We start from the raw sequence: 23,000 nt of genomic DNA on the forward strand, positions 1-23,000 counted from the left end.
TTCATTGACAAGCGACCCGCTCAGCCTGAAGACGGAATTGGCCCTAGCGCTTTCGGGTGGAGGGTATCGCGCTATGGTCTTCCACGTAGGTGGATTGATCCGCCTCAATGAAGTTGGACTTCTGCGCAAGGTCAAGCGGATTTCCAGCGTCTCGGGCGGATCGATCACGGCCGGCGTACTCGGAACGAGTTGGAAGGACTTGCAATTTACCGATGACGTCGCCGTAAACTTTGAACTCGTCATTGAACGGGTTAGGCAACTCGCGGACACTACAGTTGATGCGGGCGCAATCATCGGCGGCATCTTGCTCCCGGGCTCGATCAGCGACAGGGTTGCCAAGGCGTACGACAAGGTGCTCTTCAAGGGCGCGAGGCTGAATGATCTGCCAGACGATTCTCAGCCAGGAAACCCCCGTTTTGTCATCAACGCCACAAATATTCAAACGGCTGCGCTTTAGCGTTTCTCTCGTAACTACATGGGCGACTACCGCGTCGGTTTGGTCGAACGGCCCGATGTCCTTCTCGCCATCGCAGTTGCGGCATCTTCTGCGTTTCCGCCAGTGCTTTCTCCCTCCGAACTCGACATCGAGCAGCCAGTTATCAACACGCCTGGAGCGGATCTGCACAAGGAGCCTTACACCGAAAAGGCAATCCTGAGCGACGGTGGCGTGTACGACAATTTAGGGCTTGAGACGATAACGAAGCGCTTCGTCACGCTTCTGGTCAGCGACGCCGGTCAAAAGATTGCCCCAGATCCAGATCCTCATCGCGACTGGGCGAGACATTCGCTGCGAGTCCTGGATACCGTTGACAATCAAGTCAGGAGTTTGCGCAAGCGTCACCTCATAGATTCCTTTGAGCGCAAGGATCATAACGGCACCTACTGGGGTAGCCGGTCGATGCAAGCCGTTCTAGCCGTTGCTCGAAGGAATTCGTTGGCAACGATCAGCGCGGTCACCGCCGCCCGCGCGTCCCCGCCGCAAGCCATGATGGCTTGATCGGTCGCCGCTTCGAGGCGGTCGGCTTGGGTCGGTGCGATCGGTGCGGTCTCGGCCATCCGCCCATGTTCTTATTTTGTTCTAAAATGTCAATCCGTTCCTAAGTCTAGCTGGGTGCTGTCCGTATTTAAGCCCCGGTGTCCTAAGTTGAATTTGAAGTGTCCTAGTTCGGATTAAGCGAACGGAAACCAAAACCTTAACCGTTGTTCTCAGTAGAGCTACTGAGTCGGCCATCGGATGTTCTGACTCCATCACATGGAATGGGGCGCAAAACGTTCTCAGCTAGCGAACCCCGGCAGTCCCGGGGTTCTCCGTGGGTGAACGGAGTTCCTGCCGTCGATTTTGCTTCGGCGGATCGCTGCGGCACAATCTGCACTACCTAAGGAATCCCATGGGGCGTAAGTTACCCAGACACCACACAGGGGTTGTGTCATGGGCAGCGACCTCAACAGTATTTGGATTGCACTATTCGGGCTGTGCCCGATGATCATTGTCGGCATCGCGATGTTCGCGAACTAACCGGCACCTGGCCCGGCATCCCGGGTGGGTAGATGGCCCCAGCAGCCGGCCCCCACGGCCCCCAAAGGTTGCTGGGGTCGCTCGACCGGAGGCCGCCTCAGTTGGCGGCCTCTTTCTTCGGATCGATCCCGAGCCGATTTTTCTGGCGCTTCACGAAATCCTCAAAGGCCTCAAGCATGGAAGCGTTACGCGGATTTTTTTCGCTTGTTACCCTTTGGGTGCGGCCGCACCAAAACAGGTTCTTCCATTGGCAACAGTTGCTGAGCATCCTTCTTCCGCCCTCCGCCAGTAATAGGCAGCTTGAAAGATGGCGACTTACGAATCTCTTCTGCGGTGGGTGGTGTTGACTGACGTTGGCCAGCACGCCGAAGCGCGCCGTACTTTACGCGAGGTATTCAACCGATTTTCAGAACGACCGGTCCGTTGAGGACCAGCTAGAGATTTGTCGAGCATATGGCTATCGCCCCATCGTAGGAAAGCCCGGCGAATTGGAGATCGTCCCGGATGAGGCGAATGTCATTGGCCGGATTTTTTCACTCTACGCTGTCGGTACAGCACCCCGGTCTATTGCGGCGATGCTGAATCGGGAAGGGATCGCGCCTCCCCGGGGAACGCGATGGAACGCATCAACGATCAACGGCAATTCTCAACGCGGCCACGGAATTCTACGCAACCCGCTCTACTCCGGACGACAGATTTGGAATCGCGTTCGGATGGTGAAGAACCCTTCGACCGGCAAGCGCTTGTCTCGCGTCAATCCCGAGTCTGAGTGGCAAAGTGTAGACGTACCCCACCTCAGAATTGTCGATCAAGCGCTGTTCGCGCGAGTCGCTCAGCGGCTGAGCACCGTTGGAGGACCGCAAGCCAAGCAAGCTTCGCGGTCGAAACGGATGCTGTCCGGGCTGTTGAAGTGTGGATGCTGCGGCGGGGGAATGACTATCATCGGCGCAGATGTAGCGGCCCTCGTATTCAGTGCAGCGTTCACAGAGAATCGGGTGTCTGCAAAAATGGCGCGCGATACTATGTCGCCAAGATAGAGCGACTGGTTATCGATGCTCTTCGCGTCCAGCTAGATAATCCTGACGTGATTGAGGAATACGTCAAAGCCTACCGTAACGAAAGAAATCGCGCCGAGTCGAACGCTCGAAAGCAGCGGGTAAATCTTGAGAAAGATCGCACCACAGCAAAGGCCAAAATTCAGCGCGTGGTTACGGCGATCGCCAAGGGGATCATCAGTGACAGCGAGGCAAGTGACCTGCTCAGTCCCTTGCGTGCAGACCTAGCGAAAGTCGAGGCTGAGCTTGCGTTGGCTGAAACTCACACCAATGTAATCGAGTTGCACCCAAAGGCGGTTCGCTTGTTCAAGAAGAACTTGGAAGACTTGGCGGAAATCCTCAAAAGCGGCGCTAGCCCCGATTTGGCGCTCATCGCTCGGTTCCGTTCGCTGGTGGAGAACGTAATAGTGCGCCCCCGAGAGGCGGGTGACGAATATGAGGTTCAGATTAAAGGCCGTTTGGCGGCCCTAATGGGCGTCGAAGGGGTGTCGGCTATAAAGATGGTAGCGGGGGCGTTTTCTCTGGCGCCCATTTCTGAGCCAGATGGACGCGCGAAAAGCGGGCTCGAACCCGCGACCTCCGGCGCGAGAGGCCTGAACAAAGGTCTGCAATCGAGCTTACCCGGAAGATGATCTTCAGCGTTCACACGGAAGAGGTCCAAGGGCGCTCACCATTAACCCCAATAAATCAATTAGTTATCGATTTAGCTCCCTTCAAATGTGCCCCTAAACAGCTGGGGCACAACAGGGGGCACTCCGGCTTTATTGCAGACAGGCCGATGATCACTCTGCCGTGATCTCGAGCATCTCAGCCGCGAAATCGCCGACAGCACGGAAGTTCCGCAAGCAGACTTAGGGTCCGCAAGGAGCACGCGTCGATTCCGGATCTGCGCCGGTTCATGGACCGCTAATGAGATCAAGTTGGGGTGTCGTTTGTAAGGGTTCGGTTCCAGGGTCAGCAAGCACCTCTTCAAGCCTCGACGAGGACAGCACGCTTGTTCGCCGAGAGTTTGTGGAGATTCTGCTGCCGCCAGCGCACCGCGGGAAGTTCGGGCGCGTTGGGCACACCCAACAAATCCCAATCGGGCTCGCCACGCTCGAACGAGATAAGAAATTTGCGATGATCGGCCGGCATGTCGCCCACTATGGACTTTATCAACGTCGCTCGCGCGGCGAGCAGGCAAGTTCCAAGGGATCGCGCGTCATTCCCGAAAAGCCCTGCTTGAATGCCGGTTCAATATTCTTGAGGGCATGGGACGGTCGTGGCTAGCCACCGTTCCGGGCCCGTTCGTATTCCCACCGATATGGATATCTGGCATCTCCGTTGAATGCGGATAACCCAACTGTGGCTCGGCAGAGGCTATCAAGGGTCGTTACCAAAGTTCGCACGCCCTAAGATAAGGCACTGATCTATATAGTTCTTTCTCTCGACGGCCGAGCCGATTATGTTAACGAACGATGACATTTGCAGAAGTCATCATTCGCTGACATTTTCAAATTGTAACCGAACGCTGACATGCGCTAATGTAAGCGAACGCCAACATTTTGAATTGCCATGCTCATACGCACGTCGGCCGATCTCGGGGCCATCATTCGAGACACACGCAAACGCCTCAAGCTCGACCAATCGAGCCTCGCCAAGCGCATTGGCGTCAGCCGTCAGTGGGTTATTGAGGTTGAGCGCGGCCATGCCCGCGCTGAACTCGGCCTCGTGCTCCGCGCCCTTGACGCTCTCGGCATCCGTCTAGACGCGGGCAGCGAACAACCCCATGGCCGCGGTTCAGAAAAGCCAGTCGTCGATATCAATGCAATCGTGTCAAAAGCCAAAAAGAGCAGGCAATGACCAACGAACTCGTCGCGCTCCTGGACGGCAGGGAAGTCGGCCGCGTGCACAACGACGCTCGTGGCCGTCTCACCTTTGTCTATGACAGCGATTGGCGGCAAACGAGGGGCGCATACCCCATTTCGCTCTCCATGCCACTCGCGGCCGAGGAACACGGTCCCGCCGCCGTTCAGGCCTTTCTATGGGGACTGCTCCCGGACAATGAGCGCGTTCTCGATCGTTGGGCGAAGAAGTTTCAGGTCTCGGCCCGCAACGTGTTTGCCCTGATCTCTCATGTTGGCGAAGACTGCGCCGGCGCCATTCAATTCGTCACGCCCGATCGTTTGGAGAAATTGCGAAGCGGTACGGACGACAAGGTTGAGTGGCTTGACGAAGCCGCCGTCGCAAAACGTCTGCAAGCATTGAGAGAAGATCATGCCGCGTGGCGGCTGCCGCGTGATACAGGGCAATTCAGCCTCGCCGGTGCGCAGCCGAAAACCGCACTGCTTCTGCAAAAAAGACGATGGGGGATACCGTCTGGACGCATTCCGACAACCCATATCCTGAAGCCTCCGACCGGCCACTTCGACGGCCATGCCGAGAACGAACATATCTGCCTCAATCTCGCGCGTAATCTCGGCTTGCCTGTCGCCGAAACAAAGGTCATGCGGTTTGAGAATGAGGTCGCCATTGTCGTCGAACGCTACGATCGGCAGTTCAGTGGCAATAACGTCATTCGCGTCCATCAAGAGGACGTGTGCCAGGCACGCGGCATCATGCCAACCAGGAAATATCAAAGCGAGGGCGGCCCGTCCGCCACGGATATTATCGAACTCTTACGTACCCACTCCACCGAGAGCGTTGATGATCTCGATACGTTCATCGATGCTCTCGGCTTCAATTGGCTCATCGGGGGTACCGATGCGCACGCCAAAAACTACTCACTACTGCTAGCCAATGGCCCAACGGTGCGGCTTGCGCCACTCTACGATATCGCCAGCATCCTTCCCTACGACGATGTTGATCTGCAAAAGATGAAGCTCGCGATGAAGATTGGTGGGGAATACAAGCTTGGTCAAATAGGTGCGCGCGAATGGCGGAAATTCGCCCGCGAAATCCGTTTCGATGCGGAAAAAGTCATTGCGGGACTGAACTCCTTGGCCGATCTGCTTCCGGACAGCGTAAGCGGCGTGTGCGCTACCGCGCAAGCGGAAGGGCTAGATAACGCCGTTATCCAGCGCCTTGCCGCAAAGCTGATCGAGCGAGCCAAAGACTGCCAACGCCTTCTGAAAGGCCCCTAAGCTTGCACAGATTCACGGTTCGCGGTCGACCAGCGACGGTAGGGAACGGTATTCCGCAGCCCGTGGAGTGCAGGCCGCGAGGCTTTACTCTCCGCCCTCGTAGAACAGTTCCAACGGCAAGCCGACCAGCGCCTTGCCGATCCAGTCGCGTGCGATCACGTTGGATGGGCCCATCGCGATCGCGGCGCGCGCGTCTCGATAGGAGCGCTCGATCGGACCGCGATGGTAGCCATAGCCCCCGGTCACGGTCAGCGCGGTGGCCGCGACCTTGTTGGCGACCTCGGCGGCGTGCACCTTGAACTCGGTCAGCGGGATCAGGATCTCGCTCTGCGGCTTGCCGGCGCGCCAAAGCGTGTCAAGCCGGGCGGCGAGTTCGTTGCGCCAGGGCCGCAAGGTCTCGACCAGTACCTTGGCGGCGCCGAGCTCCTGCCGGATCGCCTGATAATCCGACAAGCTTTTGTTCCTGTCCTTGTGCACGAAGCTCGTGGTGTGCGCTACCGCCGCGTTCAGCGCTCCGCGCGCCACGCCTTCCCAGACCGCGCCGAGTCCGATCAGATAGACCGGCGACACGCCGTCATAGATGATCTCCTTGCCCTGCCCCTCGGTGCCGAGCCGGTCGCGCCGTGGCACCCGCACATTACTGTAGCGGATCGGGCCTGAATGATTGGCCCGCACGCCGAGCGCATCCCAAGGCCGTGATTCGATCCCTTCGGCCTTGCCGTCGACGATGAAGAACACGATATCGGCCTGGTCCTGTGCGCCGGGCGCGCGCGTCTGCACCACATAGTAATCGGCCTGGCCCGAGCTGGTCGTGAATGACTTCTCGGCATTGACCAGATAATCCTCGCCGTCGCGCGAGGCTTCCGAGAGATTGTACCACCAGTGCCCGCCGGTGGCGCGCTCGCTGGTCGAATAGGTGCCGAGCAGGCTGCCATTGTTGGATTTGAGCCAGCGCTCCTTCTGGTCGGCGCTGCCGAACAGATTGATAGTTTGGGCCGCGCCGACATGCATCACATAGACGAGACCGGTCGAGGCATCGGCTTGCCCGATGCGATAGGCGGCTTCGGCAAAGTCGACGTGAGCGAGGCCGAGCCCGCCATGCTGCACCTCGTTCAGCACGCCGGTCCATCCGGCCTCCGACAGCGCACGCAGATTCTCGCGCGGAAAGCGGCTCTCCTTGTCGTTGCGATCGGCGTTCACCTTCACGGTGGCGTCGATCGCGGCGTCGAGTCTTGCATAGACGTCGCCGTCGATCTTTCGGGCGAGATTTTCTTGGGCCATGGTCATTCTCCTGTCCAGGTTGATGTCAAGCGACAGCCTGGGTCGGCTGCCGGCTCGGATCGGCTTGTGACGATCCGCCGAGATAGAGCGTCTTGATGTCGCCTCGCCGCCGCAGCTCGGCGGCGGCACCCGCGAGCACGCTGCGGCCGTTCTCGAGCACGACCGCGTGGTCGGCGAAGCGCAGCGCCACCGTCGAGTTCTGCTCCGCGACCAGGATCGACAGATCCTTCTCGGCATTGAGCTGCTTGAGTGCGCGAAAAATTCCCTCCACGACGAGCGGCGCCAGCCCCGTCGACGGCTCATCGAGCACCAGCAGCCGCGGCCGCGACATCAGGGCGCGGCCGATCGCTGTCATCTGCTGCTCGCCGCCCGAGGTCAGCCCCGCCAGCGAACGGCGCCGCTCCTTCAGCCGCGGAAACAACGTGTAGACGCGGTCGAGATCATCTGCGGTCTCGGCGCGGGTCGCATCGCGCCCGATCGCGCCGGTGAAGAGGTTCTCCTCGACCGTCAGCGACGCAAAGCAGTGCCGCCCCTCGAGCACCGGCACGATGCCCTCGCGCACCAGCGTGGCGGCCGATGAACCGGCGAGATCACGACCATCGAACACGATACGGCCAGCAGTGATCTGGCCGCGACGGGCGGACAGCAGCGCCGACACTGCCTGCAGGGTGGTCGATTTGCCGGCACCGTTGGCGCCGAGCACGGCGACAATTTCGCCCGGCTGCACCACGAGCGACACGTCGCTGACGGCGCGGATCGCGTGGTTGTAGGTCGCGGCCAGGCCGTCGACAGAGAGCAGGACTTCACTCATGGTTCGATCCGTCGGGTTGCCGGCTGCGGGAGGCATAAGGCTCCCGCAGCCGCGCGATCGGTTACTGGCTGACCGGATCGTCGCCGGAGGTGCGGGGCTTGATGCCGCGCTCCTGGGCATAGGCGGCCGCGGACTTCTCGATGATCGGCCGCAGGGACGCCCAGTCCGGCGCTATCCAGTCCGAGACCACCTTCCACTTCGCACCATCCCACTGCTGGAAGGTGACGCGGCCGTCGCCCTCGTGATTGTCCCAGGTGACGTTGATCGAATGGAACAGGCCCCTGGCACCGAGCGCCTCGACCCGCGCCGGATCGAGCTGCAGATGCTCAAAGCCCCAGCGCACCTCGTCGCCGGTCAGCGTGCGCTTGCCGAACTTCGCCTGCGCGATCCGGATTGCCTCGACATTGAGGATGCCGTTGACGATGCCGAGGTTGTGGTAGACGCTGCCAATCCGCTTCTTGTCGTCGAGATTACCCTTGCCGGCGCCATAGACGGTCTTGATCACCTCTTGCAGCACCGAATGTTCGGCACCGGAGGCTTGTGTCGTGATCGCGATGTAGCCCTTGGCGGCATCGCCCGCCGGGATCACATCCTCTTCGGAATTGGACCAGACATTGCCGATGATGTGGTCGGCCGGGAAGCCGACCTTCTGCGCGGTCTTCAGCGCCACCGGATTCATCACGCCCCAGCCGCGCAGCACCACATAATCGGGCTTGGCACGCCGGATCGAGAGCCATTGCGATTGCTGCTCGTTGCCGGGATGCGGCACCTCGATCTGCTCGACGCTGAAATGATACTTGTCCGCGAGGAGCTTGTAGATCGGGATCGTCTCCTTGCCGTAGGGCGAGCCGTGATAGAGCACGACGATCTTCTTGTCCTTGAGCTTGTCGACGCCGCCTTCGCGGCTCGCGATGTAGTTCACGATGCCCGAGGTCTCGCTGTAAGGATTGAGCAGCAGCGGGAAGACGTAGGGAAAGACGCGACCGTCGGTCGAATCGGTGCGGCCATGGTTGACGGTGATCAGCGGCACCTTGTCCTTGGTGATGCGGTCGATCATGGCGTAGGCGATGCCGACCGAGAGCGGATTCCAGGCGGCGACGCCGGGCCGGTTCTTCAGCCGCTCATAGACCTCGACGCCGCGCTCGACCTCGTACTGGGTCTCGCCCTCGTCCCAGGTCAGTTTTACGCCGTTGACGCCGCCGTCGCGGATGTTGACCAGGTTCAAATAGTCGATGAAGCCGCCGAAGAAGCCGGTACCGCCGGCGGCGTAGGGACCGACCCGATAGCTTTGCAGCGGGAAGAACTGCTCGTCGGCGCGCGCCCCCGGTGCGCCGGCCATGGCCAAGGTACCCACCAAACCCAGCGCGAACTTAAAATTTCGTAACGTCGTCATCGTCCACTCCTTCATTTGTCAGTTGTAGGAAATGTCCTGCCGTGGCCGTCCAGTGCGGCGGCCGATCGCGGCACGAAAGCGATCCCACAGCGCGATCAGTCCGCGCGGCTCGGTGATCAAAAAGGCGATGATGAGTGCGCCGATCACGATGCGCTGGCTCATCTCCAGCACGCCGGAGTCGAACACACCGCCGAGCAGCGCCGCGCCCAGCCGCGACAGCATCAGCGGGAACACCACGATGAAGGCCGCGCCAAGGAATGCGCCGCGCAACGACGCCAATCCGCCGATGATGATGATGAAGAGAATCTGGAACGAGCGGTCGAGATTGAATCCGGCCGGCTCGACCGTACGCAGGTAGGCGAACGCCCACAGCACGCCCGCGACGCCGATCAGGAACGAGGAGACGCCGAATGCCAGCAGCTTGGTCTGCAGCAGTGGCACGCCGATGACCTTTGCGGCGATTTCGTGATCACGGACGGCGATGAAGTTGCGGCCGGTCTGCGATTGCAGCAGCCGCAATGTCAGGATCGTCGCCACTGTCACGACGGCCAGCGAGAACAGATAACGGCCGGCGGCGCTGGTGAAGGAATAACCGGCAAAGCTGAGCGCCGGTGCATCGATCACGCCGGACGGATTGTCGTTGGAGAACCAACCGAACTTCGTCAGCGCCCATTGCACGAAGAACTGCGCGGCCAGTGTCGAGACCGCAAGATAGAACCCGCGCAGCCGCAGGCTTGGCAGTCCAAACACGATGCCGATCGCCGCCGCGACGAAACCGGCGAGCACCAGATCGAGCAGCAGCGGCAGCTCGGGCACGCGCAGATGCAGATTGTAGGCGGCGTAGGCCCCGACCGCGAGGAACGCGGCCGAGCCGAGCGACACCTGCCCGGCATAACCGGTGAGGACGTTGAGCCCAACCGCGGCGAGCGCAAGCGCGAGGAATGGCGTCAGCACGGCGTCCATCAGGTAATCCGAGCCGGCGAGCGGAATCACGCCGAAGGCGATCACGGCGGCAACGCCGACCAGGATACTCTCGGCGACCGGCCCGGTCCGGTGCGATGTCGAAGCGATGGTGTCCATGCCCTAAACTCTCTCAACCAGTTTCTGCCCGAACAGGCCCGAGGGCCGCACCAGCAGGAACGCCAGCGCCACGACATAGGCGGCCCAGGCTTCAATGCCGCCGCCGACCAGCGGGCCGACATAGACCTCGGCGAGCTTCTCGATCGCGCCGATCAGGAGGCCCCCGACGATGGCGCCGGCGATCGAATCGAAGCCGCCGAGCACGAGCACCGGCAGCGCCTTGAGCACCACCAGCGACAGCGAAAACTGCACGCCGAGCCGCGCGCCCCACAGCAGTCCGGCGACGAGAGCTACGATTCCGGCGACGGTCCACACGATTGCCCAGACCCGCTGCAGGCGAAGGCCGACCGCAAGTGCTGCAAACGGATCGTCGGCGACGGCGCGGAACGACAGCCCGGTCCGCGTGGTGCGGAAGAACAGCGCGAACAGCGTCACCAGACTGCCCGCCACCGCCGCCGCGAACAGGTCGAATTGGCTGATGAAGACCCCGGCGATATCGAGCGGCACGTCGCTGATGCCGATGTCGAGGCCGTGGACTTGGGTGCCCCACAGCAGTTGCGCCGCCCCCTCGATCACATATGAGAGCCCGAGCGTTGCCATGAACAGGGTGATCGGCGGCTGGTTGAGCAGCGGGCGCAGCACCGCACGCTCGACCCCGACGCCGAGCGCGACGATGATCGCCAATGTCGCCAGCAACGCCAACGGAAACGCGACGCCGCGCTCGACCAGGCTGACGAAGGTCAGCGCCGCGAACAGCAGCATCGCGCCCTGCGCGAAGTTGAGCACGCCCGAAGTTTTGTAAATCACTACGAATCCGATCGCGACCAGCGAATACATCACGCCCGACAGCAGACCGCCCACCAGCACTTCGATGAGGAATTGATAGTCAAACATCAAAGTGCGAGCTCCGTTTCGTCCGCATGCGCAACGCCGAGATAGGCATCGACCACCGCCTGGTCTGATCTCACCTGGTCCGGCGTGCCGTCGGCGATCTTGCGGCCGTAGTCGAGCACCGCGACGCGATCGGACAGTCCCATCACGACGCCGATGTCGTGCTCGATCAGGACAATGGTGGCGCCATAGTGGTCGCGCGCGTTGCGGACATGCGCGGCTAATTCGCGCTTCTCGCCGAGCGAGACGCCCGCAAAGGGCTCGTCGAGCAGCAAAAGCGACGGCCGCGCCACCAGCGCGCGCGCCAACTCGACGCGCTTCAGCAAACCATAGGGCAAGGTTCCGGCGGCACGGTCGCGCACCTCGCGAAGGTGCAGGAAGCCGATGACGTCTTCTGCGGCGGCGCGGTTCTCCGCGTCGATCTGCCGCGCCAGAGGCATGCCCGCGATCTGGCGCAGGAAGCCGGCGCGGACCCGGTGCGCCAGTCCCATCAGAACGTTGTCCCGCACCGAGAGGCCCTTGAACACGGCGAGATTCTGGAACGTCCGCGCCACACCATGCTGCGCCAGCCGCGCCGTCGGTACATGGGCGAAGGAATGCTCGCCGAGCCACACCCGGCCCCGGTCCGGCCGGTAGAGCCCGCTGATGACATTGAGCAGCGAGCTCTTGCCGGCACCGTTGGGGCCGATCACCGCGCGGATCTCGCCTTGTGCCACCTCGAAATCGATGTCGCGCAATGCGGCGACGCCGCCGAACGAAAGCGAGATGTCAGCAAGCGCGAGCACCGGCTGGATCTCGCCACTGCCTCGTTTCACGAGCGCACGGTCCGCAACGTCCGCGTGCGTGGACAAGGGCGCAGAGAGCGCCGGCTCGACAAGGGCGCCATCCAATGGAAGAACACCCGCGCTTGCTGCAATCATGGTCACGCCCGTGTTTTCCGGATCACTCGGCGGCCTGAACGTGCCGCAGCGCGTCCGCTTCCAGTGCACGCACCAGCGGAATGATGCGGCGGCCGAAATACTCGACCTCTTCCTGGAAATGCAGGAAGCCGAGCAGCACCAGGTCGACCCCGACCGCCTTGAGCGCGATGATGCGCTCGGCGATCTGATCGGGCGTGCCTATCAGGTTGGTCTTGAAGCCGTCATTGTACTGGACGAGATCCTCGAAGCTCGATTTGGCCCAATTTCCCTGACCTTCCGGTGAGGCCTTGCCGGCGTTCTTGACCTCGTGACCGAAGGCATTGACGGCCTCCGGATCGGCCTTGGCGATGATCTCGTTGAGGACGCTGCGCGCCTCGGCCTCGCTGTCGCGCGCGATCGCGAACGCATTGACGCCGATCCTGACCGAATGGTTATTGGCCCTTGCCTTGGCTCTGATATCGTCGATCTGCTTCTTGATCTCATCGACTGAATTGCCGTTGGTGAAGTACCAGTCCGACACCCGCGCGGCCATGTCGCGCGCCGCGCGCGAGCTGCCGCCCTGGAAGATCTCGGGCAGCGGCTGGGGCGGCTTCGGCTTCAGCGTGTAGTCGCTGAAGCGATAGAAATCGCCGCGGAAGGTGAAGTTGTCCTGGGTCCAGATCCCGCGCAGCGACCGGATGAACTCTTCCGAGCGCCGGTAGCGTTCGTCGTGATCGAGCCAGGGTTCGCCGATCGCGGTGAACTCGCCACGGAACCAGCCAGAGACGATATTGACCGCAACGCGGCCCTCGTTGAGCTGGCTGATGGTGGCGATCTGCTTGGCGGCGACCGCCGGATTCCAGGGCCCTGGCAGCAGCGCCGCGATCACCTTCAGCTTCGTGGTCGCCGCGAGCAGCGCGTGGCTGAAGGCGACCGGCTCGTGCTGGAACTCGGCGCCATAGCCGGCCGTGAAGCGGATCTGGCTCAGGGCATAGTCGAACCCCGCCTGTTCCGCGATCTGCGCCAGCCGGCGGTTATAATCGATATCCCAACCGGTCCGCTGCTCGATCTTGCTGATCACGAGGCCGCCGGAAACGTTCGGCACCCAATAGGCGAATTTGATTTGATCATGGTTCGCGGTCATAGGAATGTCCTTCTGGAGTTTGGATTTGCAGATGGATGTGACGCAAGCAGCACGATGCATTCACGCTGCGGTTGGTCAGCGGGCTACGACACGGCTCGTTCGAGCCGTCGCTGAGATCGGGATGATGGGAAAGTTGGCGCGATCAGTCCTGATCCGCGCCGGCGCGCAATTGTGCGTCAACAATACGGTGTGCGAGACGACATCAGCTGCGTGACGCAGGTTCGAGATCGGTCAAAGAGGCCCCTGAAATTCATTCGCGTTCCCCTCGCAAGCGTCATCGGCGAGCAACCAATACTCTCAGAGAAAGTTGGGACGAGCGAGTCCAAGGCAAACTCTTTTTCAGCGCGTCCGGGAAAGCGGTATTCTTTTGTTGACGCGAAACGCGACGATTGTTGCCATGCGGGCGAAATCTCGGTTGCGAAGACTCGCCTGCTGAAGATAATGGCGAGCGGTTGAACACCAGTGTTTCCAAGCCATTCCGATTTGGGTGGCTGCGCTAGAATTGCTTTCTGGTTTCGAGGCGGTTGTCCGCTTTGTAAGCCTCTGCAAACACAGCACCGCATTTGCAACGTTTTCCAGACCGATCTTTCGTAGGCGAAAGCCGTTCTTGGCCACAGTTGCGCGAACACCGCGCCATCTCTTGATGGCGAGAACGCGATGTCACGCCCCTAACCTTGGCGGCATCTGAAGCCGCGGAAGTACAGGGCTTGACCTCGATGTCATTATCGCACTTCGAACGCCTCCCCGATGATCGCTCGGGAGCGCCGTAACGGTAGCCGGTGAATAGAGAACGACGTCGAGCTTGCAAGGCCTCCTCCTTGGGGCCGCCTCACAATTTGGAGACACTCCGACAGACGGCTAATCGAGAGCCGTATGTTTTGATAGCAAAATCGATGGCCCGTCCAACAAGTGTATCGCTGGACCTCCATTGCATCAGCAGTTGAATTTCCTGCCGTCGGAATGACACGAGCGCAAAGACTGTGGTTATCCGTTTGCCAGATCCAAGCAGAGACTGCGATGCGGCGTCGTTGGCATAGTTTATCCAAGAAGGTTGCAGCCGCCATCAATCGATGGGTTGGATTGGACAGGCTACATTGACCACCTCTATTCAGAAACGAAGTGGTCGGCGTTGTCGCGTTCGGGGCAGCGAGGGTCTATTTCGCCGCGGGGTCTCCCTCATGAAGCTGAGGCACGTTTGCCTTTCATTTGGAAGGTTATCTCGCGGTGAGATCCTTCTCCATCGAGACTGTTTCGAAGAACGCTTTTGCCTTTAGATGATTTCGCAGAGCGACCGGCCTGTACGGGCCAAAGCTCGTAAAGTTGCGGACCGAACTCATCGCAAGCCTTTGATTGACCGTCTCGTGAAGTTGCGCGGTTTCTGGCACGTCGCGGACCGCTTTCGACCAATGGAATGCGGTTCCGCCCATCCCGACCATGCATTCGTCGTGCATCATTCCATCGGCCGACGGATAGAGCCGTAACAGGTTCTTGTCGACGATCACGCGACCTGCTTCGGGAATCTTCTCGGTGATGAATTCCACCATCCAGTCGAGTGTGATGTCAGACAGCCGAGACTCGTTCTCAGGATAGCTCCCGCCATGTCGGCGTGGTTACCCGCGAACCAGATCTGATCGAACTGCTCAGGCTCGCCCTGCCGGTCGAGCCACTTGACAGTCCCGCTCGCTCCCCACGGCACCCGCTTGAAGTCCTTGCGGCCCTCGTCGATCGACTGCAGATGCCGCGCGTACTGGACGTCTGTAGTGAAATGCCGATCGTATGCCCAGTCGGGGAAGAAGCGCTGCCACCCAATCGCGGCGACAGCATCCCAGATTGCTATGAATAAGCGGAAGCACCTGCAGGGCGTCCGACTTCCGATTTGTAGGTGGATCTGAATTGCGCCGCTCGCTTGTGCGCCTCGTCCCCGTCTCGGGGCATTCCGAGCCAGTATGCGGAAGAGACGGCCTCCTTGGCGACCCGCCTCAAGGATTTTGGTTCGAGGCTGATGGACGCGCCATTCTGGCCTTTCCGCGGAACCCCGCAAAGCTCAAGTACGTGCGCGAGACATCTAACCGTGTATGCACCGCGGCTGAAGCCGAACAGATAGATCCGGTCTCCTGGTTCCCAAACGCCGACAATTGCCACATAGCAGTCGACGATTTTCGTCGTGAGTCCGAAGCCGAACATCTGCTGAACGGTCTCCTTGAGTCGATTCCAGCCGTTGTCGTGCCTCGGAGCCGGCGTTCCGATGCCCGGAACATAGAGCGCGAGCTGCTTCTTTGGGTCGACGATCGAGTCAGGCCCTGTCCGGGTCGCTCGATACAGCTTGTAGACGTTGGTGCGGCTCTCATCCGGCAAGAGGCCGCCCTCGTTGCCCGTACCGTCAGCGAAGACCAGGATGTTTTTGGGCATGCCACTCCTTCAAATGATGACGGGCTCGAGTGAAGCGTCGGCAATAATGATTCCGGTCGCATCAGAGAAGATCGCTGCGACATCCCTCGCCTTCTGTCGGTACTCATCGTAGACGTCCTGTCCTATCAGCGGGATTGCTTCCGCCAAACTCGCCACTTGACCTTGCTTTTTGGCGACCGCGGCGGCTTTGAGCTTCTGTTCGTCGGTGCGAAGGCCGGCAATGGCGGCGTTTAGATCGGAAATGTTGGTAGGCGTCACGAGCTTGCCACCGATATAGACGACCTGACTCAATCCGACGATGCCCAGGATCGTGTTCGGGACGACGAACGTCGATAGCTGATTGACGCCCGCCGCGATCAATCCGCCGATCACCACGAGCCCGAAGATGAAGCTCTGGTATCGATACACATCGAAGACACCGTCCGTCGTGAAGAAATCGCGCCACGTCGCGTTGGACGGATCGACGACGGTCTTGGCCATTGGAATCCAACCACGCCTGAGGAGCCATGCCCGGTTGTCGGCCGACAGCGTATTGCGCTGGCTATCTGTGCCCTTCGCGATTGTGGCTCCGATCCCGCTGATGCCGAGCAGCGTCAAGATCGAGCCCGAAAGGTCTACCAAGGTCCCCGTCTGCAACAGTAGGAGCGTGATTAGGGCGGCGACGGACAGAGAAAAGGCCAACGTCTGGAACGTCGAGAGACTGCCCTTTCCGTCCGGCCCCGCGGAGACCTGGGCAGGGTTCAATGCACGGAGGAACGATGCGAGCGTGTGATCCTGCTTGCGGAGCGCGAACCCGATCCAGACATAAAGGATGAGGATCTCAGCGACGACAGCAAAGATGCTAAACCAGTACGGACTGAGCCGGACGCTCACTGACGAGGCCCGCCACGGAGATTGTCCGACCGGGCTGTTGCACGTGTAGAGATAGAGATCGACCCGGCTCCAGAACCAAGCTAGATCGTCGCCCATGTTTAGCGTGACGATGGTCTGATCGGGTTCGAGCAGATGCTTCTGAACCAACGGATCGGATTCTGTCGCGCGGTGGGTGACCGCGTCCTGCCGCTTGAAGAGGTAGGTCTCGTCGCCGTAATCGATGCCCGCGAAGTAACGGACGCCGTCGACGAACGCCGCGCGCACGCCGACGTCAACGTGCTGGTTCGTCGGCAGAAAATTCGTCGCAAGCACGATGGCGGCGCCTACGGGATTACGCCCGGACCGAAGCTCTACCGCAAACTCGTTGGCCCCTACGCACTGCTTCTGCGGATCGCTCGGCGTGACCGCCGCCGGCATCTCGGCACCCGCAGGCGTCGCCCCGGGCTTCTGGGCCGGCTGAGCAGCGCGTGGCGGTTCGGGCGTGGTACTTTGCGCTGCAGGCGCTGGACTATTGGCCGGCGTCGTCGGCTGCTGCTGAGATTTCGCCGGCGTAAGAAGGAGTACGCTCGCGAGCGCAATGGCCCACACGGGAAAAAAACACGATCTAGACATTGCGACACCAAAATCCGAACGACGAAAATTCTATTTACCCATGGTTGCATCGTACTCGCAACTAACCTCGCCGAATGGAGGTCGTTCTCCCCGACCAGTCAAGCTTCTTTCGGGTTTGGTCAGGGATTGTCACCGGCTGTCACAGGTTGTTGAGATTGCAGAACCTGCGATAGGGCGGCGCCACCTCAAGCTCGAATAAGATCCTCCCGCCTATTGCGGCTGCCCCCCACTGTCCCCGGAGCAAGGGGCCGCCGCCACTTCACGGCGCTTCAGGGCTGCAAGCAAAATTGTCCGATTCGCAGTCGTAAGCCGCCGATTACCCCATTTACGCATCGGTAGACTGCTCAAAGAGTGGATTTCGTCTACACTTAGGACCTAACGCTCCGATCCAAAGGCAGCGCGAACCCACGAGCAACGCGTTCAAGGAATGCCGAAGCGCAAGATCGACAAGCTGGCTCGCGCAAAAGCGCGGCCCGATCCTGCCCAATGGGGTGAGGATGAAGTAATGACCCTTGTCGAGGCCGCGGCAGTGTTCTTCCCACTCGGTCCGTTGACAATATCATCGTTGCGTAGAGCCGCGGCCACTGGGACTCTTGAAATCGCCAAAGTTGCGGGCAAGGATCTGACAACCCCTCGAGCGATCTGCAAATTGGTCAAGCCGTCATGCCGGGCCGCAAAGCCAAGCCGCCACGACTCTGGTTTAGAGAGGACGATGAAACCTGGATCATCCTCGATCGTGGCCGGCAAATCCGCACAGGCTGCAGCCGCGACGACATTGACGGAGCTGCGAAGGCGCTCGAGACCTACATCGGCGAGCGACATACCAGCACCATCGGGGCAACTGACCCGAACATCCTCGCGATAGCCGACGTCCTCACAGCCTACGAAATTTCAAAGCGGCCCAAGGACACGGGCGACGAACGCGCGTGGGCACAACATGACCTGCTGCTCATTCGCTTGCTCGATCTTAACAATTTCTTTGGCGATAAAACCGTCAGTCAGCTCAGAGCTCAGCTTTGTCGCGACTTTGTCGATTGGTCCACCGGTACTGTGAACGACAATAATAGGAAAGCTGGCATCAAGCCACGCAACGGGACAGTCTCTGATCAAACGGCACGACGTCGCCTCGAAGATCTACGCGCTGCGGTGAACGCCTACCACGCCGAGCATACGCTCACCGTCGTTCCAAAGATCACTCTTCCTCCTAAAGCCGAAGGACGACACCGATGGCTAACACGCAACGAGGCAGCGCGCCTACTCGGAGCAACAATCGGCTACGTGTGGGACACCGAGCAGGAAACGTGGAAGCGCAGCGAGGATGGCGAGCTCGCGCGCCGGGAGCGGTGGATCATTCGTCGTCGCTATGCCGCGGCGCGCTTCTGCCTGATTGGTATCTACAGTGCTCGTCGCGAAGAGACCATCCGGCGCACCCAGTGGCTGCCAACAACGACCCATCCGTGGATGAACCTTGACGCGATGGTCTACCAGGGCAAAGGGGCGCTGGAGCGGTCGACCAAGAAACGGCGGCCGCCGGCAAAGATCGCTAGCCGCCTGCGTCCGCATCTGATTCGCTGGCGCAGGATCGACCAAGCTCGGTCTGCAGAACTCCGCGCCTCAGGGGTCATGAGAGACGGTGAGCAAATTCGCTTCGTCGTGAACCGCATGCACGACGGCCAGCCGCTTGCCGGCAAGATCAGGTCAGCCTGGAATGGTATTCTGGAGGATGCCGGGCTGGGGGACGACGTCGTCCGGCATTCCCTGCGCCATACAGCGGCGACATGGTTGATGCAGGCGGGCGTCGACATGTGGGAAGCCGCCGGCTGGCTTGGGATGACCGTTGAGCAATTAGAGGCCAACTATGGCCATCACCACCCGGACTTTCAGGAAGAGGCGGCGGAAGCGTTTGGGGCAAGGCGCTGAGCTGGCCACTACTCTGTGCGAGCTATTCGTGCTTTGATATCCGCCAAAATAAGCTCGTAGGTCCGAAGGGAGGACTTGTGGTGCTAGCTGGTGTTCGATGCAACATCCCGACAGGGGCTAGTTCCCTCGCGCTCCCCGATCGTCTTTTTTCCGGTTTAGAACAGTACAAGGCCGTCGCGAACAGCTCTTCGACGTCCTTGACGGGTGCCTCGAGGGCGACAGACATGGCTGCCGAGCTTCAAATCGTTGCGCATTTCGTTGCGCACAAAAAACACAGAACCTATAAGTGCTTGAAAGAATGGTCGGAGTGGCAGGATTCGAACCTGCGACCCCTGCGTCCCGAACGCAGTGCTCTACCGGGCTGAGCCACACTCCGACTAAGAGCCGGGCTTATAGCGTCGGGTTTCCGGGACCGCAAGGCACCCTTTGAGGATTTAGTCACCGTGGATACAGGTCTGAAAACCCACGTTTTGCCCGCCGGCGCCGCCGCTACCGCAACCGCAGCCGGGGTTTTGGCCGAAGGCGGCCTGGTGGCGTTTCCGACCGAGACGGTTTACGGCCTCGGCGCCGACGCCGGCAATGCCGGTGCAATCGCCCGCCTTTACGAGGCCAAGGGCCGGCCCGCCTTCAATCCGCTGATCGCCCACGTCGCCGATCTCGCCGCGGCGCGGCGGATTGCCCTGTTCGACGGCCAGGCGCTGCGGCTCGCGGAGGCATTTTGGCCCGGACCGCTGACCCTGGTGCTGCCAAAGGCCCTGTCCTGCCCGGTGGCGGAACTGGCGACCGCAGGGCTCGATACGGTGGCGATTCGCGTTCCCGCCCACAAGGTGGCGCGCGACATCATCAGGACGTTTGGCGGCGCCGTGGTGGCGCCTTCGGCCAACCTGTCCGGCCACGTCTCACCGACCACCGCCGAGCACGTCAATGGCGACCTCGCCGGCCGCATCGACCTGATCATCGACGGCGGCCCGGTCGAGGTCGGCGTCGAATCCACCATCGTCGGCTGCTTCTCCGATCCGGTGCTGCTGCGGCCCGGCGGGTTGACCCGCGACGAAATCGAACGCGTGCTCGGCCATCCCCTGCTATCGCCGCCACCCGAGGCGGAGAGCGACAGCGCCCAGCCGATCGCGCCCGGCATGCTCGCCTCGCATTATGCGCCGCGCACGCCGGTCAGGCTCAATGCCAGCGACGTCCATGTCGGCGAGGCGCTGCTGGCGTTCGGGTCGGGCAAGGTCGCCCGCAGCGAATGCGCCTCCGTGGTGATGAACCTGTCGACCCGCGGCGATCTCGCCGAGGCCGCCGCCAATCTGTTCGGCTACCTCCGCACCCTCGACAAGCGAAACGCCGATGCGATCGCGGTGATGCCGATCCCCGAGGACGGGCTCGGCGAAGCGATCAATGACCGGCTGCGCCGCGCCGCCGTCGGACGAGGCTAGATTCCAATTCGCGTGAAAGACCAAGAACAAGATGAACATCGCAAAGCCTGCCGTGCCGCCGCTTCCGCCTGAATTGATCGAAAAATTCCGCGCCATCGTCGGCGCAAAATATGCGGTGACCGACGCCGCCGACATCGAACCGTACGTTACCGAAGAGCGCGACCTGTTCCACGGCCGCTCGCCGCTGGTGCTGCGCCCCGGCTCGACCGCGGAGGTCGCCGCGATCTGCAAGCTGGCGAGCGAGCACCGCATCGCGCTGGTGCCGCAGGGCGGCAATACCGGCCTGGTCGGCGGCCAGACGCCGCACAATGGCGAGGTGGTGGTGTCGCTGCGGCGGCTGGACAAGATCCGCGACATCGACGTCGAGTCCAACACCATGACCTGCGAGGCCGGCGTGGTGCTGCAGATCGCGCAGCAGAAGGCTGCCGAGGTCGACCGGCTGTTTCCGCTGTCGCTCGGCGCCGAGGGCAGCTGCACGATCGGCGGCAATCTGTCGACCAATGCCGGCGGCACCGCGGCGCTGGCCTATGGCGTGGCGCGCGAGATGGCGATCGGGCTCGAGGTCGTGCTGGCCGACGGCCGCGTCCTCAACGCGCTGTCGAAGCTGAAAAAGGACAATACCGGCTACGATTTGCGCAATCTGTTCATCGGCGCCGAGGGCACGCTCGGCATCATCACGGCGGCGACATTAAAGCTGTTTCCGAGGCCGCGCGCGATCGAGACCGCCTATGTCGGCCTGCAATCGCCGGCCGCGGCGCTCAAACTGCTGTCGATCTCGCGCAACGAGGCGGCGGGCGCGCTGACCAGCTTTGAGCTGCTCGCCGACATCGCGGTCGATTTCTCGATCCGCCACGGCATCGACATCCGCGATCCCTTGACCAGCAAGCATCCCTGGTACGTGCTGATGGAGCTGTCGTCGTCGCGCGACGACGCCCGCGACACGCTGGAGGCAATCCTCGCCCAGGGCATGGAGGACGGCATCGTCGACGACGCGGTGATCGCCGCCAATCTGAGCCAGCGCCAGGCGTTCTGGAAGCTGCGCGACGAGATGTCGGCGGCGCAGAAGCCGGAGGGCGGCTCGATCAAGCACGATATCTCGGTGCCGGTCGCAGCGGTGCCTGCCTTCATCGAAGAGGCCAATGCGGCGGTGGTGAAGCTGATTCCGGGCTCGCGGCCGGTGCCGTTCGGCCATCTCGGCGACGGCAACATCCACTACAACGTCTCGCAGCCGGTCGGCGCCAATGCCGCCGACTTCCTGGCGCGCTGGCACGACGTCAACGCCGTGGTGTTCGAGATCGTGCTGCGGCTCGGCGGCTCGATCTCGGCGGAGCACGGCATCGGCGTGCTCAAGCGCGACGAATTGCCCGACGTCAAGGACAAGGTCGCGATCGAGCTGATGCACTCCGTCAAGGCGATGCTCGATCCACTCGGCATCATGAACCCGGGCAAGGTGCTGTGAGCGCGGACGCGACGATGCCCTCGCTCGCCATTGCCCCGATTGCCGACGCCGACGTCACTGACGTCATCGCGCTGTGGCAGGCCTGCGGCCTGACGCGGCCGTGGAACGATCCTGCCGCAGACATCGCGCTGGCGCGCCGCGGACCGGGTTCGGCCGTGCTGGTCGGCCGCGACGACAATGCGATCGTCGCGACCGCGATGGTCGGGCATGACGGCCATCGTGGCTGGGTCTATTACGTGGCGGTCGCCCCCGATCGCCAGGGCCAGGGGTTTGGCCGCACCATGATGGCGGCGGCCGAGGATTGGCTGCGCCAGGCCGGCGTGCCGAAACTGCAATTGTTGGTTCGCCGCGAAAACGCCAAGGCCGGCGCGTTCTACCAATCGCTCGGCTATGAAGAATCGACCTCGGTGATGCTCGCCAAATGGCTCGACGGCCGCGAAGCGACGCCGTGAGGAGTTGGGGTACCGCATGAGCATCGCCGACCGCGTTCGCATCAAGGACGTCCAAACGCTCGCCAAGGGCCGCTACGAGCTCAAGCGCGCGACCTTCGACTACCGGCGCGCCAACGGCGAATGGCAGACCCAGCTGCGCGACGTGTTCGAGCGCGGCAGCGGTGCTGCGCTGCTGCCCTACAATCTCGCGCAGCGTACCGTGGTGCTGGTGCGGCAATTTCGCTTTCCCGCCTTCGCCAACGGCTATGACGATCTCCTGATCGAGGTCGCCGCCGGCCTGCTCGACGATGCCGAGCCGGAGGCGCGGATCAGAGCCGAGGCCGAGGAGGAGATCGGCTACCGGCTCGTTCATGTGCGAAAAGTGTTCGAGGCCTTCACCAGCCCGGGCGCGGTGACCGAGAAGCTGCATTGCTTCGTCGCCGAATACGACGCGGCGATGCGCATCGGTGACGGCGGCGGGCTCGCCGACGAGGGCGAGGATATCGAGGTGCTGGAGCTCTCGATCGACGAGGCGCTCGCGATGATCGCCGACGGCCGCATCGTCGACGCCAAGACCATCATGCTGCTGCAATACGCCGCGCTGCATCTGTTCAAGTAAACGTGCGCGCGCCGCGGTGTTGAACCTGTTCCGGGGGTTGCAACACTCA

Annotated in this window: 24 protein-coding genes and 1 tRNA gene; 11 read left to right on the plus strand and 14 right to left on the minus strand. The window is 61.6% G+C overall.

The annotated features are described in order from the left end of the window. The first annotated feature begins 73 nt into the window (after positions 1-73). Both XH93_RS43165 and XH93_RS43170 read left to right on the plus strand, forming a co-directional pair. Positions 74-457, plus strand: coding sequence for a hypothetical protein (locus XH93_RS43165; protein WP_371814842.1), 384 nt, complete (start codon positions 74-76; stop codon positions 455-457). A gap of 18 nt (positions 458-475) precedes the next feature. Continuing rightward, positions 476-997, plus strand: a complete 522-nt coding sequence (locus XH93_RS43170; protein WP_371814843.1) for a hypothetical protein — start codon at positions 476-478, stop codon at positions 995-997. 616 nt (positions 998-1,613) lie between these two features. Here the strand turns inward: XH93_RS43170 and XH93_RS34165 are convergent. Beyond that, positions 1,614-1,880, minus strand: coding sequence for a hypothetical protein (locus XH93_RS34165; protein ID WP_194470844.1), 267 nt, complete (start codon positions 1,878-1,880; stop codon positions 1,614-1,616). Positions 1,881-2,004: 124 nt separating this feature from the next. Here XH93_RS34165 and XH93_RS43175 point away from each other — a divergent pair, with 124 nt between their 5' ends. Then, positions 2,005-2,553 (plus strand): recombinase family protein, encoded by a 549-nt coding sequence (locus XH93_RS43175; RefSeq protein ID WP_371815130.1) that lies wholly within the window; start codon positions 2,005-2,007, stop codon positions 2,551-2,553. A 47-nt stretch (positions 2,554-2,600) separates the two neighbouring features. Beyond that, positions 2,601-3,203, plus strand: a complete 603-nt coding sequence (locus XH93_RS34175; protein ID WP_194470846.1) for a hypothetical protein — start codon at positions 2,601-2,603, stop codon at positions 3,201-3,203. Positions 3,204-3,540: 337 nt separating this feature from the next. On the opposite strand, the gene XH93_RS34180 is transcribed toward XH93_RS34175, so the two are convergent. Continuing rightward, positions 3,541-3,714, minus strand: a complete 174-nt coding sequence (locus tag XH93_RS34180) for a hypothetical protein (RefSeq protein WP_194470847.1) — start codon at positions 3,712-3,714, stop codon at positions 3,541-3,543. Between the two features lie 411 nt (positions 3,715-4,125). Between XH93_RS34180 and XH93_RS34185 the strand changes: the two genes are divergently transcribed. Both XH93_RS34185 and XH93_RS34190 read left to right on the plus strand, forming a co-directional pair. Then, complete coding sequence (locus tag XH93_RS34185; RefSeq protein WP_139484817.1) at positions 4,126-4,413, plus strand: helix-turn-helix domain-containing protein; 288 nt, start codon at positions 4,126-4,128, stop codon at positions 4,411-4,413. Then, positions 4,410-5,693 carry a type II toxin-antitoxin system HipA family toxin gene (locus XH93_RS34190; RefSeq protein ID WP_194470848.1) on the plus strand — a complete coding sequence of 428 codons (1,284 nt, stop codon included), beginning with the start codon at positions 4,410-4,412 and terminating at the stop codon, positions 5,691-5,693. Before XH93_RS34185 ends, XH93_RS34190 begins: the two co-directional genes overlap by 4 nt. An 84-nt stretch (positions 5,694-5,777) precedes the next feature. Here the strand turns inward: XH93_RS34190 and XH93_RS34195 are convergent, their stop codons facing one another. From XH93_RS34195 to XH93_RS34240, 11 genes are all read right to left on the minus strand, one after another. Continuing rightward, positions 5,778-6,974: an acyl-CoA dehydrogenase family protein gene (locus XH93_RS34195; protein ID WP_194470849.1), complete on the minus strand. Its 1,197-nt coding sequence runs from the start codon at positions 6,972-6,974 to the stop codon at positions 5,778-5,780. Between the two features lie 25 nt (positions 6,975-6,999). Continuing rightward, positions 7,000-7,785: an ABC transporter ATP-binding protein gene (locus tag XH93_RS34200; protein WP_194470850.1), complete on the minus strand. Its 786-nt coding sequence runs from the start codon at positions 7,783-7,785 to the stop codon at positions 7,000-7,002. Between the two features lie 61 nt (positions 7,786-7,846). Then, on the minus strand, positions 7,847-9,124 hold the full coding sequence (locus tag XH93_RS34205; protein WP_246799756.1) for an ABC transporter substrate-binding protein: 1,278 nt from the start codon (positions 9,122-9,124) through the stop codon (positions 7,847-7,849). Between the two features lie 72 nt (positions 9,125-9,196). Next, positions 9,197-10,258 (minus strand): branched-chain amino acid ABC transporter permease, encoded by a 1,062-nt coding sequence (locus XH93_RS34210; protein ID WP_194470852.1) that lies wholly within the window; start codon positions 10,256-10,258, stop codon positions 9,197-9,199. Between the two features lie 3 nt (positions 10,259-10,261). Beyond that, positions 10,262-11,152 carry a branched-chain amino acid ABC transporter permease gene (locus XH93_RS34215; RefSeq protein ID WP_194470853.1) on the minus strand — a complete coding sequence of 297 codons (891 nt, stop codon included), beginning with the start codon at positions 11,150-11,152 and terminating at the stop codon, positions 10,262-10,264. After that, entirely contained in the window at positions 11,152-12,069 is a 918-nt protein-coding gene (locus XH93_RS34220) for an ABC transporter ATP-binding protein (protein ID WP_194475432.1), read from the minus strand. Before XH93_RS34220 ends, XH93_RS34215 begins: the two co-directional genes overlap by 1 nt. 22 nt (positions 12,070-12,091) lie before the next feature. Further along, positions 12,092-13,192 carry a dimethylsulfone monooxygenase SfnG gene (sfnG, locus tag XH93_RS34225; RefSeq protein WP_194470854.1) on the minus strand — a complete coding sequence of 367 codons (1,101 nt, stop codon included), beginning with the start codon at positions 13,190-13,192 and terminating at the stop codon, positions 12,092-12,094. 1,214 nt (positions 13,193-14,406) lie between these two features. Then, entirely contained in the window at positions 14,407-14,733 is a 327-nt protein-coding gene (locus tag XH93_RS34230) for a hypothetical protein (protein ID WP_194470855.1), read from the minus strand. Continuing rightward, positions 14,691-15,140 (minus strand): phospholipase effector Tle1 domain-containing protein, encoded by a 450-nt coding sequence (locus XH93_RS43180; RefSeq protein WP_371815131.1) that lies wholly within the window; start codon positions 15,138-15,140, stop codon positions 14,691-14,693. The genes XH93_RS34230 and XH93_RS43180 overlap by 43 nt, the downstream gene beginning before the upstream one ends. Further along, positions 15,026-15,601 carry a DUF2235 domain-containing protein gene (locus XH93_RS34235; RefSeq protein WP_194470856.1) on the minus strand — a complete coding sequence of 192 codons (576 nt, stop codon included), beginning with the start codon at positions 15,599-15,601 and terminating at the stop codon, positions 15,026-15,028. The genes XH93_RS43180 and XH93_RS34235 overlap by 115 nt, the downstream gene beginning before the upstream one ends. Positions 15,602-15,610: 9 nt before the next feature. Beyond that, on the minus strand, positions 15,611-16,891 hold the full coding sequence (locus tag XH93_RS34240) for a hypothetical protein (protein WP_194470857.1): 1,281 nt from the start codon (positions 16,889-16,891) through the stop codon (positions 15,611-15,613). A gap of 858 nt (positions 16,892-17,749) precedes the next feature. Between XH93_RS34240 and XH93_RS34245 the strand changes: the two genes are divergently transcribed. Further along, positions 17,750-19,006, plus strand: a complete 1,257-nt coding sequence (locus XH93_RS34245) for a hypothetical protein (RefSeq protein WP_194470858.1) — start codon at positions 17,750-17,752, stop codon at positions 19,004-19,006. A 299-nt stretch (positions 19,007-19,305) separates the two neighbouring features. Here XH93_RS34245 and XH93_RS34250 read toward each other — a convergent pair. Continuing rightward, positions 19,306-19,382, minus strand: a tRNA-Pro gene (locus XH93_RS34250). Positions 19,383-19,449: 67 nt separating this feature from the next. Here XH93_RS34250 and XH93_RS34255 point away from each other — a divergent pair. From XH93_RS34255 to XH93_RS34270, 4 genes are read left to right on the plus strand one after another with little or no spacing between them, the layout of a single operon-like run. After that, positions 19,450-20,442: an L-threonylcarbamoyladenylate synthase gene (locus tag XH93_RS34255; RefSeq protein WP_139484806.1), complete on the plus strand. Its 993-nt coding sequence runs from the start codon at positions 19,450-19,452 to the stop codon at positions 20,440-20,442. Between the two features lie 31 nt (positions 20,443-20,473). Beyond that, positions 20,474-21,901: an FAD-binding oxidoreductase gene (locus XH93_RS34260; protein ID WP_194470859.1), complete on the plus strand. Its 1,428-nt coding sequence runs from the start codon at positions 20,474-20,476 to the stop codon at positions 21,899-21,901. 14 nt (positions 21,902-21,915) lie between these two features. Then, positions 21,916-22,353, plus strand: a complete 438-nt coding sequence (locus XH93_RS34265; protein ID WP_194470860.1) for a GNAT family acetyltransferase — start codon at positions 21,916-21,918, stop codon at positions 22,351-22,353. Between the two features lie 16 nt (positions 22,354-22,369). Then, complete coding sequence (locus tag XH93_RS34270; RefSeq protein WP_194470861.1) at positions 22,370-22,951, plus strand: NUDIX domain-containing protein; 582 nt, start codon at positions 22,370-22,372, stop codon at positions 22,949-22,951. The last annotated feature ends 49 nt before the right edge of the window (positions 22,952-23,000 follow it).

This window comes from Bradyrhizobium sp. CCBAU 51753 (assembly GCF_015291565.1).
GTDB lineage: Bacteria > Pseudomonadota > Alphaproteobacteria > Rhizobiales > Xanthobacteraceae > Bradyrhizobium > Bradyrhizobium ivorense.